14 protein-coding genes are annotated in these 18,146 nt (G+C 70.2%); 12 read left to right on the top strand and 2 right to left on the bottom strand.

The window, feature by feature from the left end; translation table 11 throughout:
• Positions 1 to 402 precede the first annotated feature (402 nt).
• The 8 genes from AB0H32_RS30130 (at position 403) to AB0H32_RS30095 (ending at position 10,841) form a co-directional block, all read left to right on the top strand.
• Positions 403 to 1,614: an ROK family transcriptional regulator gene (locus AB0H32_RS30130; RefSeq protein ID WP_361126776.1), complete on the top strand. Its 1,212-nt coding sequence runs from the start codon at positions 403 to 405 to the stop codon at positions 1,612 to 1,614.
• A 133-nt stretch (positions 1,615 to 1,747) separates the two neighbouring features.
• Positions 1,748 to 2,845 carry a substrate-binding domain-containing protein gene (locus AB0H32_RS30125; protein WP_361126784.1) on the top strand — a complete coding sequence of 366 codons (1,098 nt, stop codon included), beginning with the start codon at positions 1,748 to 1,750 and terminating at the stop codon, positions 2,843 to 2,845.
• A 184-nt stretch (positions 2,846 to 3,029) separates the two neighbouring features.
• Positions 3,030 to 3,821: an ATP-binding cassette domain-containing protein gene (locus AB0H32_RS30120; protein WP_361126773.1), complete on the top strand. Its 792-nt coding sequence runs from the start codon at positions 3,030 to 3,032 to the stop codon at positions 3,819 to 3,821.
• A complete protein-coding gene (locus AB0H32_RS30115; protein WP_361126770.1) occupies positions 3,818 to 5,110 on the top strand; it encodes a sugar ABC transporter permease in 1,293 nt (430 codons plus the stop codon). The genes AB0H32_RS30120 and AB0H32_RS30115 overlap by 4 nt, the downstream gene beginning before the upstream one ends.
• A 229-nt stretch (positions 5,111 to 5,339) precedes the next feature.
• Positions 5,340 to 7,268, top strand: a complete 1,929-nt coding sequence (gene dxs, locus AB0H32_RS30110; protein WP_361126767.1) for a 1-deoxy-D-xylulose-5-phosphate synthase — start codon at positions 5,340 to 5,342, stop codon at positions 7,266 to 7,268.
• 143 nt (positions 7,269 to 7,411) lie between these two features.
• A complete protein-coding gene (locus AB0H32_RS30105; RefSeq protein ID WP_361126764.1) occupies positions 7,412 to 8,932 on the top strand; it encodes an amino acid permease in 1,521 nt (506 codons plus the stop codon).
• 73 nt (positions 8,933 to 9,005) lie between these two features.
• Positions 9,006 to 10,466 (top strand): glycosyltransferase family 39 protein, encoded by a 1,461-nt coding sequence (locus AB0H32_RS30100; protein WP_361126762.1) that lies wholly within the window; start codon positions 9,006 to 9,008, stop codon positions 10,464 to 10,466.
• An 84-nt stretch (positions 10,467 to 10,550) separates the two neighbouring features.
• Positions 10,551 to 10,841, top strand: a complete 291-nt coding sequence (locus tag AB0H32_RS30095) for a hypothetical protein (RefSeq protein WP_361126759.1) — start codon at positions 10,551 to 10,553, stop codon at positions 10,839 to 10,841.
• A 16-nt stretch (positions 10,842 to 10,857) separates the two neighbouring features.
• On the opposite strand, the gene AB0H32_RS30090 is transcribed toward AB0H32_RS30095, so the two are convergent.
• Both AB0H32_RS30090 and AB0H32_RS30085 read right to left on the bottom strand, forming a co-directional pair.
• A complete protein-coding gene (locus AB0H32_RS30090; protein WP_361126757.1) occupies positions 10,858 to 11,259 on the bottom strand; it encodes an NTP pyrophosphohydrolase in 402 nt (133 codons plus the stop codon).
• 5 nt (positions 11,260 to 11,264) lie between these two features.
• On the bottom strand, positions 11,265 to 12,242 hold the full coding sequence (locus AB0H32_RS30085) for a hypothetical protein (RefSeq protein WP_361126754.1): 978 nt from the start codon (positions 12,240 to 12,242) through the stop codon (positions 11,265 to 11,267).
• A 20-nt stretch (positions 12,243 to 12,262) separates the two neighbouring features.
• On the opposite strand from AB0H32_RS30085, the gene AB0H32_RS30080 reads away from it, so the two are divergent.
• From AB0H32_RS30080 to AB0H32_RS30065, 4 genes are all read left to right on the top strand, one after another.
• A complete protein-coding gene (locus AB0H32_RS30080; protein WP_361126751.1) occupies positions 12,263 to 13,480 on the top strand; it encodes a CapA family protein in 1,218 nt (405 codons plus the stop codon).
• A gap of 282 nt (positions 13,481 to 13,762) precedes the next feature.
• Positions 13,763 to 16,021, top strand: a complete 2,259-nt coding sequence (locus AB0H32_RS30075; protein WP_361126748.1) for a HAMP domain-containing protein — start codon at positions 13,763 to 13,765, stop codon at positions 16,019 to 16,021.
• A gap of 6 nt (positions 16,022 to 16,027) precedes the next feature.
• Positions 16,028 to 17,638 (top strand): poly-gamma-glutamate synthase PgsB, encoded by a 1,611-nt coding sequence (gene pgsB / locus AB0H32_RS30070; protein ID WP_361126745.1) that lies wholly within the window; start codon positions 16,028 to 16,030, stop codon positions 17,636 to 17,638.
• Complete coding sequence (locus tag AB0H32_RS30065) at positions 17,635 to 18,117, top strand: poly-gamma-glutamate biosynthesis protein PgsC/CapC (RefSeq protein ID WP_361126743.1); 483 nt, start codon at positions 17,635 to 17,637, stop codon at positions 18,115 to 18,117. The genes pgsB and AB0H32_RS30065 overlap by 4 nt, the downstream gene beginning before the upstream one ends.
• Positions 18,118 to 18,146: the final 29 nt, after the last annotated feature.

Here is an 18,146-nt window from a genome sequence, read left to right as displayed (position 1 = left end):
GAGTGAACCGCCGAAGGGACCCTCTGGGTGGTGATCCTTCGCAGTCGCGACGCGCACCCGGCCGCCCGGCCATCGGTCACGACCCGGTCACGACCCGTTTCCGGATTTCACGGCTGAACGATCCGCCGCCCCTCCTGCGCCCCCGGCGCCACACCCCTCGCACCCTGTGCCGAAGCCCCCTGAGGCTGCGGTTCCGCCCTGTTCCGGGTGGCACGCACGTGTCCGCGAGATGTCCCGGGCGGACCACGGAAGTGACAGCGATTTCCGTCAAGGACTTGACTGCGGTAACCCGTACAGCCGAGCTTGGAGTTCATAACTTGTAAGTGGCCCGGTTCCGCAGATGTGACCTGGGCCACGGGCGGCACAGGGGCCGCCCGGCCGATGGCAGGAGTGGATGGGTCGATGGAGACTCCGGGGTCGCAGTCGTCGCTGCACCGAGCCAACCTGGAACGAGTCGTACGAGCGGTGCGGCTGGCGGGATCGCTCACGCAGGCGGAGATCGCGCGTACGACCGGCCTGTCCGCCGCGACGGTCTCGAACATCGTGCGGGAGCTGAAGGACAGCGGAACCGTCGAGGTCACGCCCACGTCGGCCGGCGGCCGGCGGGCCCGCAGCGTGTCGCTGAGCGGGGACGCCGGAATTGTCATCGGCGTCGACTTCGGGCACACCCACCTGCGCGTCGCGATCGGGAACCTCGCGCACCAGGTGCTCGCCGAGGAGTCCGAGCCGCTGGACGTCGACGCCTCCTCCACCCAGGGCTTCGACCGGGCGGAGGAGCTGGTCAACCGCCTGATCGCGGCGACCGGCGTCGACCGGTCCAAGGTGGCGGGCGTAGGGCTCGGCGTGCCCGGTCCCATCGACGTGGAGTCCGGGACCCTGGGGTCCACCGCGATCCTGCCCGGCTGGGGCGGCACCAAGCCCGCCGAGGAGCTGCGCGGGCGCCTCGGCGTGCCCGTGCACGTGGACAACGACGCCAACCTGGGCGCCCTCGGCGAGCTGGTCTGGGGCAGCGGCAAGGGCGTCCGCGATCTTGCATACATCAAGGTCGCCAGCGGTGTGGGCGCCGGTCTGGTGATCAACGGGAAGATCTATCGCGGCCCGGGCGGCACCGCAGGTGAAATCGGGCATATTACACTCGACGAATCCGGTCCGGTCTGTCGCTGCGGGAACCGTGGCTGCCTGGAGACGTTCACGGCCGCGCGCTATGTGCTCCCGCTGCTCCAGCCCAGTCACGGTGCCGATCTGACGATGGAGGGCGTCGTCCGGCTGGCCAGGGACGGAGACCCGGGCTGCCGTCGGGTGATCGCCGACGTCGGCCGTCACATCGGCAGTGGAGTGGCCAATCTCTGCAACCTTCTGAACCCGAGCCGGGTGGTCCTGGGCGGTGATCTCGCCGAGGCCGGAGAGCTGGTTCTCGGGCCCATCAGGGAGTCCGTCGGCCGCTATGCCATCCCGAGTGCGGCGCGCCAACTGTCCGTTCTCCCGGGGGCACTTGGCGGCCGGGCGGAGGTGCTCGGGGCGCTCGCTCTCGCGCTCAGCGAGATGGGCGATTCGACCCTTCTGGACGGTTCTGTCACGGGCGTCCTGCCCGCCGTGGCGCCTGCCTTCACTTAGAGAACGGATGGCACCGTTGCCATCTCGTTAAGGATTTACTTCTTGACGTCGCACGTGTGGCCGAGTTGACTTCCAGCCACCTCGGCCGCAACGACGCGGCCTCGTCAGGGAGGTTTCTGAAGTGAACACGCGTATGCGTCGTGCGGCCTTCGCCGTTGCTGCTGGTGCCATGGCCGTCTCTCTCGCGGCCTGTGGCAGCGCCAAGGAGTCCGGTGGCTCCTCCAAGTCGTCCGGCAGCGCCAAGAAGGGCGATGCCATCAAGGTCGGTCTGCTCCTTCCGGAGAACCAGACCGCACGTTACGAGAAGTTCGACAAGCCCCTGATCGAGAAGAAGGTCAAGGAGCTGACCAACGGCAAGGGCGAGGTCGTCTACGCCAACGCCAAGCAGGACGCCTCGATGCAGAACCAGCAGGTCGACACCATGATCACCAACAAGGTGGACGTGCTGATCGTCGACGCTGTGGATGCTGCCGCCATCAAGAACTCCGTGCAGAAGGCCAAGGACGCCGGCATCCCGGTCGTCGCCTACGACCGCCTGGCCCAGGGCCCGATCGACGCCTACACGTCGTTCGACAACGAGACCGTCGGCAAGACCCAGGGTGAGGCGCTGCTCAAGGCGCTCGGCTCCAAGGCCAAGTCCGGCAAGATCGTCATGATGAACGGTTCCTCCACCGACCCGAACGCCGCCCAGTTCAAGAAGGGCGCCCACGAGGTGCTCGACGGCAAGGTGAACGTCGGCAAGGAGTACGACACCAAGGAATGGAAGCCGGAGAACGCCAACTCCAACATGGAGGGCGCCATCTCCGCCCTCGGCAAGAAGAACATCGTCGGCGTCTACTCCGCCAACGACGGCATGGCCGGCGGTATCATCACCGCCCTCAAGGCCGCCGGCATCAAGGTCCCGGTCACCGGCCAGGACGCGGAGCTCGCGGGTGTGCAGCGCATCGTCACCGGCGACCAGTACATGAGCGTCTACAAGCCGTACGCCCCGGAGGCCGCCGCAGCCGCCGAGATGGCCGTGGACCTCGCCCAGGGCAAGCCGCTCGACTCCGTCGCCAAGGACAAGGTGGACAGCCCGACCACGAAGCAGGTCCCCTCGGTCCTGGTGCCGGTCACCGCGCTGACCAAGGACAACATCAAGGACACCGTCATCAAGGACGGCGTCTACACGGTCAACGACATCTGCACCTCGCAGTACAAGGCGGCCTGCGACAAGATCGGCCTGAAGTAAGCAGCCGCACGCGCCTTTCCCTCTAGGCGAATTCACACTTGAATTCCGCTGACGGGAAAGAAGGCCAACACAAGCTCCTCCGGCGCCCCGCACATCAGACAGCCCCGCAAGCTCGTCGCGGGGCGCCGGACGGAACATCCCCCAACTTCTGCACAACCTCCCGCCGGGTCAGGCGGCGAAGGAGATGGTTCACGTGTCCGCTACGCCCGTGCTGGCGTTGCGCGGGGTCTCCAAGCGGTTCGGTGCCGTTCAGGCGCTCACCGACGTAGAGCTTGAGGTCCACGCCGGTGAAGTGATCGCCCTGGTGGGCGACAACGGTGCCGGAAAGTCCACGCTGGTCAAGACGATCGCCGGCGTTCACCCCATCGATGAGGGCGTCATCGAGTGGGAAGGCAAGGCCGTCCAGATCAGCAAGCCGCACGACGCCCAGAACCTGGGCATCGCGACGGTCTACCAGGACCTCGCGCTGTGCGACAACATCGACGTCGTCGGCAACCTCTACCTGGGCCGGGAGATCCGCCGTCGCGGTGTCCTGGACGAGGTGGAGATGGAGCGCCGCTCCCGCGAGCTGCTCACCACGCTGTCGATCCGCATCCCGAGCGTCCGCATCCCGATCGCCTCGCTCTCCGGCGGTCAGCGCCAGACCGTGGCCATTGCCCGCTCCATGCTCGGCGAGCCCAAGCTGGTCATTCTCGACGAGCCCACCGCCGCCCTCGGCGTCGAGCAGACCGCACAGGTCCTCGACCTGGTGGAACGGCTGCGGGAGCGCGGTCACGCCGTGATCCTCATCAGCCACAACATGGCCGACGTGAAGGCCGTCGCCGACAAGGTGGCCGTCCTGCGCCTGGGTCGCAACAACGGCGTCTTCGAGGTCAAGTCGACCTCGCAGGAAGAGATCATCTCCGCCATCACCGGCGCCACGGACAATGCCGTGACCCGTCGTGCGGCGCGCACCAATGGGGAGATCAAGAAGTGAGCATCGACAAGACCTCCACGCCCCCCGGGGACAACGTCGTGGAGAACCCCGAGGCGGCACGAGGCTCCGACGTCGCGGTCGACCCCCGTCTGCTGGTACGCGAAGAGGGCATCCTCGGCTACTGGACCGAGTTCAAGCGGAAGATGAAGGCCGGTGACCTCGGCTCCCTGCCGGTCGTCGTCGGTCTGGCGATCATCTGGTGCATCTTCTGGGGTCTGAACTCCAACTTCATGACGGCGGGCAACCTGTCCGACATCTCCGTCGCCATGGTCGGCACGGGCATGATCGCCGTCGGCATCGTGTTCGTCCTGCTGCTCGGCGAGATCGACCTGTCGGTCGGCTCGCTCTCCGGTGTCGCCGGCGCCACCTTCGCGGTGCTCAACGTCACGCACGGCATGAACGAGATCCTGGCCCTGGTGCTGTCCATCCTCACCGGAACGGTCGCGGGCGCGCTGCAGGGCTTCTTCTTCGCGAAGATCGGGGTGCCGGCCTTCGCGGTCACCCTGGCCGGTCTGCTGTTCTGGAACGGCCTCATGCTCAAGATCCTGGGCGACAACGGCACGATCAACCTGAACAGCAACGGCCTGGTCGCCAAGCTGACCAGCTACTACTTCTCCGACGTGGCCGCCGCCTACGGGCTCGCCCTCGCGGTGACGGTGCTGTTCTTCCTCAGCTCCTTCCTCGGCAACAAGCGCCGCGAGGCCGCCGGCGTACCGTCCCGGCCGCTCAGCGAAACGGTCCTGCGCACCGTGCTGCTGGCCATCGTCGCCTTCGTCGCCGCGTTCGTCTTCAACCAGTACAAGGGCCTGCCGCTGGCCGTGGTGATCTTCGTGGCAGTGCTGATGATCACGGACTTCGTACTGCGCCGCACTGCCTACGGCCGGAAGATCTTCGCGCTCGGTGGCAGCGTCGAGGCCTCCCGCCGTGCCGGTATCAACGTGGACCTGGTCCGGATCTCGGTGTTCGCCATCTCCGGCACGTTCGCGGCGATCGGCGGTCTGTTCATCGCCTCCAAGATCGCGTCCGCCAACCAGGGCGCCGGCGGAGGTGACCTGCTGATGAACGCGATCGCGGCGGCCGTGATCGGTGGTACGTCCCTCTTCGGCGGTCGTGGCCGCACCTGGAACGCGCTCCTCGGCGTGCTGGTCATCGTCTCCATCCAGTACGGTCTCGCCCTGGAGGGAATCGCCTCGCCGGTCCAGTACATGATCACCGGTGGCGTTCTGCTGGCGACCGTCGTCATCGACGCGGTGACCCGCAAGACGCAGAAGACGGCGGGGCGTGCGTAGCTCCTAGCCACCGTGGGGGCGCGGGTGTGATTGCGGGTTCCGGTCCGTCGTGGTCGGTCGCGCCCGCGCGGCGGAGCCGCCTACCGGTCCTGCCCCGCGCCCCTCTCAGGTGTCTCGATATGCCCGGTGCCTCGAAGGTGCCGGGCACTGTCGTGTCGCGCAAAGCCGGAACATTAGACTCGTCAAGCCCGGCAACAGCTCGATCAGCTCTACTTGCAAGGAGGCACGGGTGCCGCTGCTGACCCGCATCAGGGGACCGCGCGATCTGGACCGGCTCAGCCTGGAGGAGCTGGCCCAGCTGGCAGAGGAGATCCGGACCTTCCTCGTCGACGCCGTTTCCAAGACAGGCGGCCACCTCGGCCCCAACCTGGGCGTGGTCGAGCTCACCATCGCCCTGCACCGCGTCTTCGAGTCCCCGAAGGACAAGGTCCTGTGGGACACGGGCCACCAGTCCTACGTGCACAAGCTGCTCACCGGCCGGCAGGACTTCTCCAGGCTGAAGAAGAAGGGCGGCCTGTCCGGCTACCCCTCGCAGGCCGAGTCCGAGCACGACGTCATCGAGAACAGCCACGCCTCCACGGTCCTCGGCTGGGCCGACGGCATCGCCAAGGCCAACCAGCTGAAGCGGCGCGACAGCCACGTCGTCGCCGTGATCGGTGACGGTGCGCTGACCGGCGGCATGGCCTGGGAGGCGCTGAACAACATCGCCGAGGCCAAGGACCGCCCGCTCGTCCTCGTCGTCAACGACAACGAGCGCTCCTACGCCCCGACCATCGGCGGGCTCGCCAACCACCTGGCGACCCTGCGCACGACCGACGGCTACGAGCGCTTCCTCGCCCGGACGAAGGACATCCTCGACCGCACCCCGGTCGTCGGAAGGCCGTTGTACGAGACCCTGCACGGCGCCAAGAAGGGGCTGAAGGACTTCATCGCCCCGCAGGGCATGTTCGAGGACCTGGGCCTGAAGTACGTCGGCCCGATCGACGGCCACGACATCGAGGCGCTGGAGTCGGCGCTGGCCCGGGCCAAGCGGTTCGGCGGGCCGGTCATCGTGCACTGCCTCACCGAGAAGGGCCGCGGCTACCAGCCCGCCCTCCAGGACGAGGCCGACCGCTTCCACGGCATCGGTCCCATCCACCCCGACACGGGCCTGCCGGTCAAGGCCTCGGGCGCCGACTGGACCTCCGTCTTCGGCGACGAGATGGTCGAGCTGGGCAAGGAGCGCGAGGACATCGTGGCCATCACGGCGGCGATGCTGCAGCCCGTCGGCCTGAAGAAGTTCGCGGACACCTTCCCGGACCGGATCTACGACGTCGGGATCGCCGAGCAGCACGGCGCCGTCTCCGCGGCCGGTCTGGCCCACGCCGGTGTGCACCCGGTCTTCGCCGTCTACGCCACCTTCCTCAACCGCGCCTTCGACCAGGTCCTGATGGACGTGGCCCTGCACAAGTGCGGCGTCACCTTCGTGCTGGACCGGGCCGGCGTCACCGGCACCGACGGCGCCTCCCACAACGGCATGTGGGACATGTCGATCCTGCAGGTCGTACCGGGGCTGCGGCTGGCCGCCCCGCGTGACGCCGACCAGGTGCGGGCGCAGCTGCGCGAGGCCGTCGCCGTCGACGACGCGCCGACCGTGGTGCGCTTCTCCAAGGGTGCCGTCGGTCCCGCCGTCCCCGCCGTGGGCCGTGTCGGCGGCATGGACGTGCTGCGCGAGCCCGGCACCGACCGCCCGGACGTGCTGCTGGTCTCCGTGGGCGCCCTCGCCCCGATGTGCCTGGAGATCGCCGGCCTGCTCGACCAGCAGGGCATCTCCACCACCGTCGTCGACCCCCGTTGGGTCAAGCCCGTCGACGAGGCGATGGCCCCGCTCGCCGAGCGGCACCGGGTCGTCGTCACCGTCGAGGACAACAGCCGCGTCGGCGGTGTCGGCTCGGCGGTCGCCCAGACCCTCAGGGACGCGGGCGTGGACGTGCCGCTGCGCGACTTCGGCATCCCGCCGCGCTTCCTCGATCACGCCTCCCGTGCCGAGGTCATGGCCGAGATCGGGCTGACCGCGCCCGACATCGCCCGCCAGGTCACCGGTCTGGTCTCCAAGCTGGATGGCCGGTTCGACCGTACGGCCGACGAGGTGGACTCCGTGCAGCCCGCGCGCGACTAGCCGAAAAGCACCGGAACGGGCCGGTTCCGCCACTTCTTGCAGTGGCGGAACCGGCCCGTTTGCGTGAACCTGCCTGTGCCGGGGCATACGCATCCCCAGCCCTCTCGATCATGTCGAGGACGACAAGCGTGGGAGGTAGGCACGTGAGCACGCTCTTCAGGACGAAGAACGTCGAGCAGTCCATCCGGGACACCGAGGAACCCGAGCATTCGCTCAAGAAGTCCCTCTCCGCCCTCGACCTGACCGTCTTCGGCGTCGGCGTCATCATCGGCACCGGCATCTTCGTCCTCACCGGACAGGTGGCCAAGAACAACGCCGGCCCGGCGGTGTCCCTGGCCTTCGTGGCGGCCGGCGTGGTCTGCGCGCTCGCCGCACTCTGCTACGCCGAGTTCGCCTCCACGGTGCCCGTGGCGGGATCCGCCTACACCTTCTCTTACGCCTCCCTCGGTGAACTGCCCGCCTGGATCATCGGCTGGGACCTGGTCCTGGAGTTCGCGCTCGGCACGGCGGTGGTGGCGGTCGGCTGGTCCGGCTACGTCCGGTCGCTGCTGGACAACGCGGGCTGGCACCTGCCGGACTACCTGGCGGGCCGGGACGGTGCCCACGGCTTCGGCTTCGACATCCTGGCCGCGGCCCTGGTGCTGGTCCTCACCTGCATCCTCGTCCTCGGCATGAAGCTGTCCGCCCGGATCACCTCGGTCGTCGTCGCCATCAAGGTGGCCGTCGTGCTCATCGTGATCATCGCCGGTGCCTTCTTCATCCACAACGAGAACTACAAGCCCTTCATCCCGCCCTCCAGTCCGGTGCCGGCGGGCGGCAGTCTCAAAGCCCCGCTCATCCAGCTGATGTTCGGCTGGGCACCGGCCAACTTCGGTGTGATGGGCATCTTCACCGCCGCCTCGGTGGTTTTCTTCGCGTTCATCGGCTTCGACATCGTCGCCACCGCCGCCGAGGAGACCCGCAACCCGCAGCGCGACATGCCCCGTGGCATCCTCGGCTCGCTGCTCATCTGCACCGTGCTCTACGTCGCCGTCTCCGTCGTCGTCACCGGCATGGAGAAGTACACGAGGCTGTCCGTGGAGGCACCGCTCGCCGACGCCTTCAAGGCCATCGGCCATCCCTGGTACGCGGGCGTGATCAGCTTCGGCGCCGCCGTCGGACTGACCACGGTGTGCCTGATCCTGCTGCTCGGCCAGACCCGGGTGTTCTTCGCGATGAGCCGTGACGGACTGCTGCCGCGCTTCTTCTCCCGCGTCCACCCGCGGTTCAAGACCCCGCACCGGCCGACCATCCTGCTCGGGGTGATCATCGCGATCGTCGCCGGGTTCACCAGCCTGAGCGAACTGGCCGAACTGGTCAACATCGGCACCCTGTTCGCCTTCGTCGTCGTCGCGATCAGCGTCATCATCCTCCGCCGGACCCGCCCGGACCTGCCCCGCGCCTTCCGTACCCCCTGGGTCCCCTTCGTCCCGATCGTGTCGGTGTGCGCCACACTGTGGCTGATGCTCAACCTGCCCGCCGAGACCTGGCTCCGGTTCGTGATCTGGATGGTGATCGGCATCGTCGTCTACATGCTCTACGGCCGCACGCACAGCCGCCTGGCCCTGCGCGAGGAGATCCCGGTGGGCGACGTTCCGGGCCCGTCGGCCGGAAACGTTCCGTAACCCTTCCGACAGCCCTTCCGGACCCGTATGTCCCGCTTCGACTGGGACTGCGGGGCCGGATAGCGTGCTGCCCATGCTTGCCGCCCCGCTCGCCCCCGCACGGTCCGTGACCACCCGGACGGCGTACTGGACGCGGCTGCTGCCCGCGCTCGCGGCCCTGGCCTGCGCCACCCGCATCCCGTCCTTCGCCCGGCCGCTGTGGAACCCCGACGAGGGCTATCTCGCCGTGCAGGCACGCCTCCTCGCGCAGGGCGGTCACCTGTACGAGACGGTGGTGGACCGCAAGCCGCCGCTGGTGCCCTGGCTGTACGAGGCCGCCTTCGCGGTCTGCGGCTCCGGCTCGCTCACCCCGGTCCGGGTGCTGGCGGTCCTCGCCCAGTTGCTCACCGCCGTTCTGCTGGCCTCCCTGGCCCGCCGCCGCTGGGGCGACACGGAGGGCCGCGCGGCCGGGGTGCTGTACCTGCTGGTGTCCGTCGGTCTCAACCCCGAGGACGCCCAGGCCGCCACCTTCGAGGTGTTCATACTTCCCTGCACGGCGGCCGCCGTGTGGTGCGCGGACCGGGGCCGTTGGGGCGCGGCCGGGACCGCCGTCGCCTGCGCCTTCCTCACCAAGCAGACCGGCGGCGCGGTGCTGCTCCCGGTGGCCCTGCTGCTGCATCGCGCCGGCACCCCGCGTGCGGGAGTGCTGCGGCTCGCGGCCGGCCTCGCCGCACCGGTCCTGTGCGCGGCCCTGGTCACCGACCCCGCCGGATTCCTGTTCTGGACCGTCACCGGCTCCGCCGCCTACGCCTCCTTCACCGGCTCCGAACTCCACGTCCTCGTCCGTGCCGTGGCCAACACCGCGATCCTGGCCGTGGCCTGTGCGGGCCTGATCCCGCCGGTCGTACGGTCCCTGCGCACCACCCGCATCGCCCGCGCCGGCGCGGTGGTGGATCTGTGGCTGTGGCTGGCCTCCTCGGCCGCCGCCGTGGCCCTCGGTTTCCACTTCTTCGGCCACTACTATCTGCAACTCACCCCGCCCGCGGCCCTGCTGGCCACGGCCGCGCTGCGGACCGCGCCCCGGGAACGGCTGACCGGTGCCGTCGTCACCTCGGCCTGCTGCTGCACCCTGTTCCTCGCCTGGGGCCTGCTTGCCCCGCGCCCGGAACTCGTCCACGCCCAGCGTCTCGCGAGCGTCCTCACCCAGCGCACCGCGCCCGCCGACCGTGTCCTCGTGTGGGGCATGCACCCCGAGACGTACTGGCTGGCCCGCCGCACCCCCGCCACCCGCTACCTCACCGCGGGCCTGCTCACCAACTACAGCGGCGGCCGCGACGGCCCCCAGGTCGGCGAGAAGTACGCGGTCGAGGGCGCCTGGCCGGTCTTCCGGGCGGAGGTGGCCCAACAGGCCCCCGCCCTCGTCGTCGACGACTCCCGCGGCAAGCCGTACGCCCCCGACCGTGTGCCGAGCCTGCACCGTTTGCTGGAGGCGCGGTACGAGGAGGTGGGCACGGTGGACGGGGCGGTGCTCTACGCCCGGATTCCGCGCGGTTGAGGGGGAGTCGGCCGCGGTGCCGGGCGGAGGGCCCCTGCTATGCTCGCGGCAAGAATTTGAACACGTTCAAATCTGGGGGACCCCATGTCCGCACCGACCGCGCCCGGCCGCAACGACTCGCCCGCCGTCGCCCTCGGCCCCACCTCGCTCGTCCTGGGGGCCCTCGCGGCCACCGGCGCATGGCCCTCGCTCATGCTCGCCGTACTGCCGTGGTCGTTCATCGCGGGGCCCCTCGCCATCACGTTCGGCATCACGGGGATCCACTACGCCCGCCAGGGCATCGGCCGGATGGGGACCGCCGTCGCGGGAACCACCCTCGGAGCCGTCGGAGTGGCCGGCTTCCTCGCCCTGATCACGGTGCTCGCCGCGTGGTAGGGCGGCGCCCCCACGCTCAGCCGAGGACGGTGCGCGGCCCGGTCACCTCCGCGCCCAGCCCGGTCACCCGGCGCCGCAGCTCGCGGTCGGCCGTGACCACCAGGCGGGGCCGACCGGGGTGCTCCGCGGCCAGCTCCACGATCCGGTCGTCCCCGCTGCCGGGCGCCGACTCCACCCGTACCCCCGGCACGGACTCCACCCCACGGGCGGCGCCCTCGACCACGAGCACGATCTCCACGGCGCCGCCGTGACCCGGCAGCCCCGTGCCGGCCAGCCGGTCCCGCAGCCGCTCGGCGGCGCCCCTGCGGTCCCGCCACCAGCCGTCGGGACGTGCCCCGACGACGTTCGCGCCGTCGACGATCACCAGCAGGGGGCCGTCCGGGGCCCGGCCGTCCAGGGTGTCCGTGTCCTGCGTCATGCCCCTCACGCTGTCACAGGTGCGCTCGCCCAGCGCCGCGTGACCTCGCCGACGACGGCTGCCGCGCGCTCGGCCGGTGATCCGCCCGCGCGCACCTCGGGAGCGAACTCGACGTGCAGGAACGGAACGTGTGCGGCCTCGGCGGCCCGCCCCTGGATGTTCTCGTGGCCCTCCAGCGGGCAGGTCCGCACCCAGGCCCGGCACACATGGAAGCCGTCCGTGCCCAGCGCGTCGGCCAGCCTGCGGCCGTCCCCGCGGCCCGTGGATCCGGCACCGGTGGAGGCGATCACGTCGTACCCCGGTGCGGAGGAGGCGGCGAAGCCGTGCAACTGGACCCCGGGCATCCCGCGGCGTACCAGCTCGGCGCAGATGGCGTGGAAGACGGTGTCCCGGCGGTGTGCCACGTCCGCGGCGTTTCCGAGTCCGGCTTTGCGGTGTGCACCCGCAATCACCAGGATGCCGCCGGGGGAGTCGCGCAGGACCCGCACGCCGAGCTGCTCGGTGCCGAGGTCGGCGACCGGGTGCGGAACCTGTACCGACCAGCGCGGCCGGTGGTCGAGGTCCATGTAGACCCGGCCCCAGCCGCGTGGGGCCACGGCGTCGTCGGTGCGGTCGGCCACTTCCGCGAAGCGGTGTCCGGAGACCCGGTCGAAGACGGTGCGCACCGTGAAGTCCCGTTCGGACAGCAACCGTTCCGCCTGGGTCCGGTGGCCGTCGAGGAGCAGGCCGACCGCCTCGGCGACGGCTGTGCGGTCCGCCCGGCCGGGCTGCCGGTAGCCGTGGTCCGGGCCGAAGCGGCGGGTGTAGTCCGCCACCTCGCCCGCCAGGTCGACCTGCTGGACGCCGTGGCCGGGACGGGGGTCGGCCGGATCCGCACCCCCACCGCGGGTGGCGCGGAACACGGCGGTCAGCCCGCCGGCGAGACCAGCGATGACCAGCAGAATTGTTGCGATCGTTATGAATCGCGAGCGAGTGGCTCTCATGGCTGTATCAAGATATCCCGGTGAAGAGAAGCCGTTCCCGCTCCCTGCTGGCCCTCCTGGCCCCGCTCTCCCTCGCCGCCACCGTCGCCGGCTGCGGCCTCCTGCCGGACGACGGAGGTGACCGGGGCGACGGGCGGTCCTTCACCGTCGCGGCGGCCGGGGACATCCTGATGCACCCCGAGCTGGTCGACCAGGCCCGCAAGGACGCCAAGCGCACCGGCAGGGGCGTGGCCGGCCTGGACTTCGGGCCGATGATGGCGGACATCAAGCCGGTGATCAGCAAGGCGGACCTGGCGATCTGTCACTTCGAGCCGGTGATGGGCACTCCCAACGGCCCGTTCGAGGGCTTCCCGGACTTCCAGGTGCCTCCGCAGACCGCGAAGACGATCAAGGAACTCGGCTACGACACCTGCTCCACCGCCTCCAACCACACCCTCGACCACGGGTACCAGGGGGTGAAGCGCACCCTGGACGCGCTGGATGCCGCCGGGGTGAAGCACACGGGTTCCTTCCGCACCCGCAAGGAGGCACTCACGCCGCTGATCATGGACGTCAAGGGCGTCAAGGTCGCGCAGATATCGTTCGCCTACGGTTTCAACGAGCCGCACCGGCTGCCGAAGGGCAAGCCGTGGCTCGCCAACCAGCAGGACCTCGGCCGGATCAAGGCCGCCGAGCAGCGGGCCCGCAGGGCCGGCGCCGAGGTGGTGATCCTGTCCCTGCACTGGGGGCACGAGCACGAGCCCAGCCCCACCGCCACGCAGCTCTCCTTCGCCCGGCAGATCGCCCGGTCCACCGGCATCAACCTGGTCATCGGCCACCACGCGCACGTCGTACAGCCGATGGAGAAGGTCGACGGCACCTGGGTCGCCTACGGTCTCGGCAACCAGATCGCCCGGCACGAGGCGCCGACGGGGCTGACCGAGGAGGGCGTGATCGCCTGGTTCACGTTCACCGAGCACGGCAAGGGCCACTGGGAGGTCCAGCCGCGCTTCGAGCCGACGATGCTGCAGATCCCGCCGGACACCGAGAAAGCCACGGACGGCGGCAAGGCCACCTACACCGACGACGACGTACGGGACTACCGCCTGCTGGACGTCCCGGCGGCGCTGCGGGACGACCACGGTCTGACCGACCGGCAGCGGTCCCGGCTGCGGCTCGCCTTCGAGCGCACCGAGGGCACGCTGTACAACCGCGGCGCGGCCAAGGACGGCCTGAAGCCGCTGACCCCGATGCCGTGACGCCGGATCGGTGCCCGTCCGACCGCTATGTCCGTCCAGCCCTGACCGCCTGAACGCGAATGTTGCGCAGACCACATAGGTAAGTGAGCAACTTTAGCCACCTCTTACCTGTCTGAGTGCTGCGGGTGTGCTTGCGCAGCATGCATGCCAGTTGTGCACGCATGTTCGAAATATCGTGTCCTTACTTCCGTGCGGAACCGGCCCGCCCGCACACCCCGAGAGGATCCTCCCTTGGCGTCACCGCCCCCGGCGCGGCAGCACCGAGCCCGTCGACGAGCCGACATGTCGCTGCTCGGAGGCATCCGTCCACCGATCGCGGTGCTGTCGGCGCTCCTGCTGGTGCTCGCCGGCATCACCGCACTCGTGCTGGGCCGTGTCGACCATGCCGGGGTGCCGAAAGCGGTGCTGACCTCCCAGCAGCACTTCGCCGAGGACGGCGCCATCGCGCTGCGCGCCTCCATCGACGAGTCCGTCACCGACCTCACCCGGTCCGCCGCCCTGTTCAGCGCGGGCCAGCCGCTCTCCGGCGACGCCGTACTCGACAAGCTCGGCACCACCTACCAGAAGTGGACCGGGACCGCCGTCGTCGAGATCCGCAGCGGCAAGCTGGTCGCGGCCAGGGGTGAGACCGTGCCCCTGACCTCCGTGAACACCTCCACCCTCGGCGACGAGGGCGGACTTGCGCCGCGCATGGTCCGGCTGAAGAACGGCGAGACGCGGCTGCTGTCCTTCGCGCTGCTGTCCTGGCCGGGCAAGCCGCAGCTGCTGCTGGTGGCCTCCAACAACCTGAAATTCCCCGGCATCAGCCTCGGCCAGTTCCGGTCGATCGCGGTGGTCGACCGCGACGGTGCGATGCTCAGCAGCGACGGCATCCCCGAGCCCGAGCAGGTGCGAACCAGCACCGACCGCAAGGACATCACCGCTTCCCGCAAGCAGCTCAAGTCCTTCGGCCAGCTCGCGGCCCACAGGGCCCGGCAGGACCCGCGCTCCAGCAAGGACCCCGGCACCGGTGGCTACCAGGGTGTCAGCGGCAGCCTGATCGGGGGCCACCTGCTCGGCGACCGGTCCGTCGCCGGATACGCCACGCTGGCCGCACCCGCCCCCGGGGAGGTCACCACCGCCAGCGGGCTCGGCCTGTCCGTGGTGGCCATGGTCGAGGTGACCGAGGACCCCACCCGCGCCGACTCCCCGGTGTTCGGCCTGCTGGCGGGCGGGGCGCTGCTCATCGTCGGCGGGATCGCCGTGGCCGTGCTGCTGGGCACCGTGCAGCGCCCGCTGATCCGGCTGTTCCTGGAGTCCCGCCGGCTCAGCCGCGGCGACCTGACCCGGCCCGTCACCGTCCCCGGGTACGGCGAGGCACACCGCGTCGGCCGCGCCCTGGAACGGCTGCGCCGCCAGCTCCTCGGCGAGAGCGCCGAAGCCACCGGCCCGGCACCCCGCCCGCGGGGACCGCGCCGCGTCGGCACCCGAGCCCTGCTCGCGGCCTGCGCGGTGCTGCTGCTGGCCTGGTCGGCACCGCTGATGCTGCTCCTCAACCGAGCCGACAGCACGGCCGTCGTACCGCAGCAGCTCGTCAGCGACCAGCGCGAACGCACCGACACCCTCAGCGACCGGGTGCGCCGGGCGCTCAACGAGGGCAGCGCCGACCTGGAGTCGGTCGCCTCCCTGATCGGCAACCGCACCGAACCCCAGGCCATGGACGGCGTGCTGCAACGCACCCTCGAAGAGAACCGGCGCTACCGCTCGCTCTACGTCGTCGACTCCTCCGGCGAGATCCTGGCCCGGGAGGGCAAGGACCCCAGGGTGATCCGCTCCCAGCGGGTCTCCACCAGCCCGATCCGGCTGCTCGGACACGGCGCCAAGGAGCCCGTCGTCGTCGCCACCGCCGAGATCCCCGGCCGGAACGGAGCCCAGCTCGTCGGCGAGTTCCGCATCGAGTTCCTCAACGCCCTGCTCACCCGGCCGGGCCTCGGCGTGGTCCGCCTCGTCGACCACCAGGACGAGGTCGTCGCGGGCAACACCGGCTTCCTCGCCTTCCAGTCCCTGCCCGACGAGCACCTCGACGACCTGGTCGAGGCCAGCACCCAGCGGCTCGGCAAGAAGGCCCGCGCCAACGGGGTGCTCTACCGCGAGCACGGGGTGCGGATCGCAGCCGCCGCACCCTTCGCCGGCAGCGGCCCCGCAGACTCCCTCGGCTGGAGCGTGGTCAGCTGGCAGCCGGCCGGCCGGCTCGCCATCCCCGAGTACGAATCCCAGAACCGCACCGTTCTCGCCGGTCTGCTCGGCGCCGCGGCGGCCGTCGCCTGCCTGGGCTGGATGCACATCGTGGTGGCCCGGCCCCTGCGCACGCTGGCCGGCCGGGCCGAGGCCCTGGCCGACGGTGACCGCAAGACCGTGCTGTTCCCCCAGCACCACGACGAGGTCGGCGCGGTCACCCGCTCCCTGGAACTCATCCGGCAGCAGCTGCAGGACCAGCGCCGGCAGCAGCCCCGCCGCACCCCGCCCCCGTCGCCCGCGCAGCAGCAGTACACAAGGAACTGATCTCCCGTGCTCTTCCTCTACACCGTGCTGATGGTGTGCTGCGCGATCCTGCTCGTCGCGGGCGTCGTGGAACAGCGCCGGCACTTCACGAACCTGGACCACATACCCACGCGGGTGCTGGTCAACGGCATCCGCGGAAAGTCGTCCATCACCCGCCTGTGCGCGGGCGCCCTGCGCGGCGGCGGCCTGACGACCGTCGCCAAGACCACCGGCACCGCGGCCCGGTTCATCCACCCGGACGCCACCGAGGAGCCGGTCTACCGCAAGTTCGGCATCGCCAACGTGGTCGAGCAGATCGGCATCGTGCGGCGCGCCGCCGCGTACAAGCCGGACGCGCTCGTCATCGAGTGCATGGCCGTCATGCCGGCCCTGCAGGAGATCAACCAGTCCAAGCTGATCCGCTCCACCATCGGCGTGCTGTGCAACGTCCGCGAGGACCACCTCGCCGAGATGGGCCCCACCCTGGACGACGTGGCCCGCTCACTGTGCCGCTCGATGCCCGAGGACGGCATCTGCGTCACCGCCGAGAAGGACCGCTTCCACATCCTCCAGGAGGAGGCGGATGCCCGGAACTGCCGGCTGATCTACGCCGACCCGGAGACGGTCAGCGACGAGGAGCTGCGCGGCTTCAGCTGGTTCACCTTCAAGGAGAACGTGGCCATCGCGCTGGCCGTCGCCGAACTTCTCGGCGTCGACCGGGAGACGGCCCTGCAGGGCATGTACGACGCTCCGCCGGACCCCGGTGTCCTCTCCGTCGAGCGCTATCTGACGCCCGGGGGCAAGAAACTGCGCTTCGCCAACGTCTTCGCGGCCAACGACCCCGAGTCGACGCTGATGAACATCAACCAGCTGCTCGACCTCGGGGCCGTCCACCGCCCGCTCAACGTGGTCATCAACTGCCGTCCCGACCGCGTCGAACGCAATGGGCAGATGGGCGAGATCATCCCCGCCCTCGACCCCGAGCGCGTCTTCGTCATCGGCCACCCGGCCAAGTCCGCCATCGACGCCATCCCCGCCGAGTTCCGCTCGCGCGCCGTCGACCTCGGCGGCGACAGACGCGACCCCGAGGAGTTCATGGCCAAGCTGCTGGACCAGCTCGGCCCGGACTCCTCGCTCGTCGCGATCGGCAACATCCACGGCCAGGGCGAGATCCTGCTGGAGCACCTCGCCGAACTGCCGCCGGACGACAGCGCCGACGAGCCCGTGGCCACGGCCCCGCCCGGCCACGGCACGGCACCCGAGGTGGTCGAGCACGTCGAGACCGTGCAGCTGTACGCGCCCCGCATCGACCCCTACCAGGGCTATTCCGAGGCCTACGAGACGCGCTACGCGCAGCAGCGGTACGTCCCGCCGATCCCCGTGCAGCGTGACGCCGTGCACCCGTACCCGGAACAGGAGTGGGCGGGCCGCACGGGCGACGGGCGGCCGTACCCGGCCGACGGGTGGACGGAGCCCCACCACGGCGGCCGGCCCGGCCCCGCCGTGCCGCAGGTTCATCCGGACACCGGCCCGCCACTCGGGCAGGCCCAGCCGCGCGGGCCGTTCGAACCCCGCGTCGCCCCCCAGCCCTCCGCCGACGACAGCCAGCAGTGGCACAGCCCAGGAGAACAGCGTTGATCCCCTCCGTCCTCACCCCCGAGATCGCCGCCATCGGCATCGGCCTGGGGCTCGTGTTCTCGTTGATGTGCTACCTGACGACCAACCTGTCGCCCGGCGGCATGATCACACCGGGCTGGCTCGCGCTCACCCTCATCGAGGACCTGCAGCGGGCCGCGCTGGTGGTCGGCGTGACCGTGCTGACGTACCTCGCGACGCTGCTCATGCAGAAGTTCGTGATCCTGTACGGCAAGCGGCTGTTCGCGGCCGTGGTGCTCAGCGGCGTGCTCATCCAGGCCACCGTGATCATCGTGCTGCAGATGGAGTTCCCGCTGCTGTACGCCAACCAGACGCTCGGATTCATCGTCCCGGGCCTGGTCGGCTACCAGCTCGTCCGCCAGCCCAAGGGCGCGACGCTGCTGTCCGTCGGAACGGTCACCCTCGCCACCTACGTGGTGCTGACCGCCGGAATCCTGCTGGGCGCCCTGCCGTCCGCCTGAACCCGCCCGTACTCGACGCAACCCTGGAG

The organism is Streptomyces sp. NPDC020362 (genome assembly GCF_040642095.1).
Taxonomy (GTDB): Bacteria; Actinomycetota; Actinomycetes; order Streptomycetales; family Streptomycetaceae; genus Streptomyces.
Note: the sequence above shows the minus strand (reverse complement) of the source record. Positions and strands in the feature narration are given on the sequence as shown.

Bases quoted from the DNA above. Each gene is read 5' to 3' on its own strand.
- AB0H32_RS30130 (WP_361126776.1), top strand. From the start codon at position 403: ATGGAGACTCCGGGGTCGCAGTCGTCGCTGCACCGAGCCAACCTGGAA.
- AB0H32_RS30125 (WP_361126784.1), top strand. From the start codon at position 1,748: ATGCGTCGTGCGGCCTTCGCCGTTGCTGCTGGTGCCATGGCCGTCTCT.
- AB0H32_RS30120 (WP_361126773.1), top strand. From the start codon at position 3,030: ATGGTTCACGTGTCCGCTACGCCCGTGCTGGCGTTGCGCGGGGTCTCC.
- AB0H32_RS30100 (WP_361126762.1), top strand. From the start codon at position 9,006: ATGCTTGCCGCCCCGCTCGCCCCCGCACGGTCCGTGACCACCCGGACG.
- AB0H32_RS30095 (WP_361126759.1), top strand. From the start codon at position 10,551: ATGTCCGCACCGACCGCGCCCGGCCGCAACGACTCGCCCGCCGTCGCC.
- AB0H32_RS30090 (WP_361126757.1), bottom strand. From the start codon at position 11,259: ATGACGCAGGACACGGACACCCTGGACGGCCGGGCCCCGGACGGCCCC.
- AB0H32_RS30085 (WP_361126754.1), bottom strand. From the start codon at position 12,242: ATGAGAGCCACTCGCTCGCGATTCATAACGATCGCAACAATTCTGCTG.
- AB0H32_RS30075 (WP_361126748.1), top strand. From the start codon at position 13,763: ATGTCGCTGCTCGGAGGCATCCGTCCACCGATCGCGGTGCTGTCGGCG.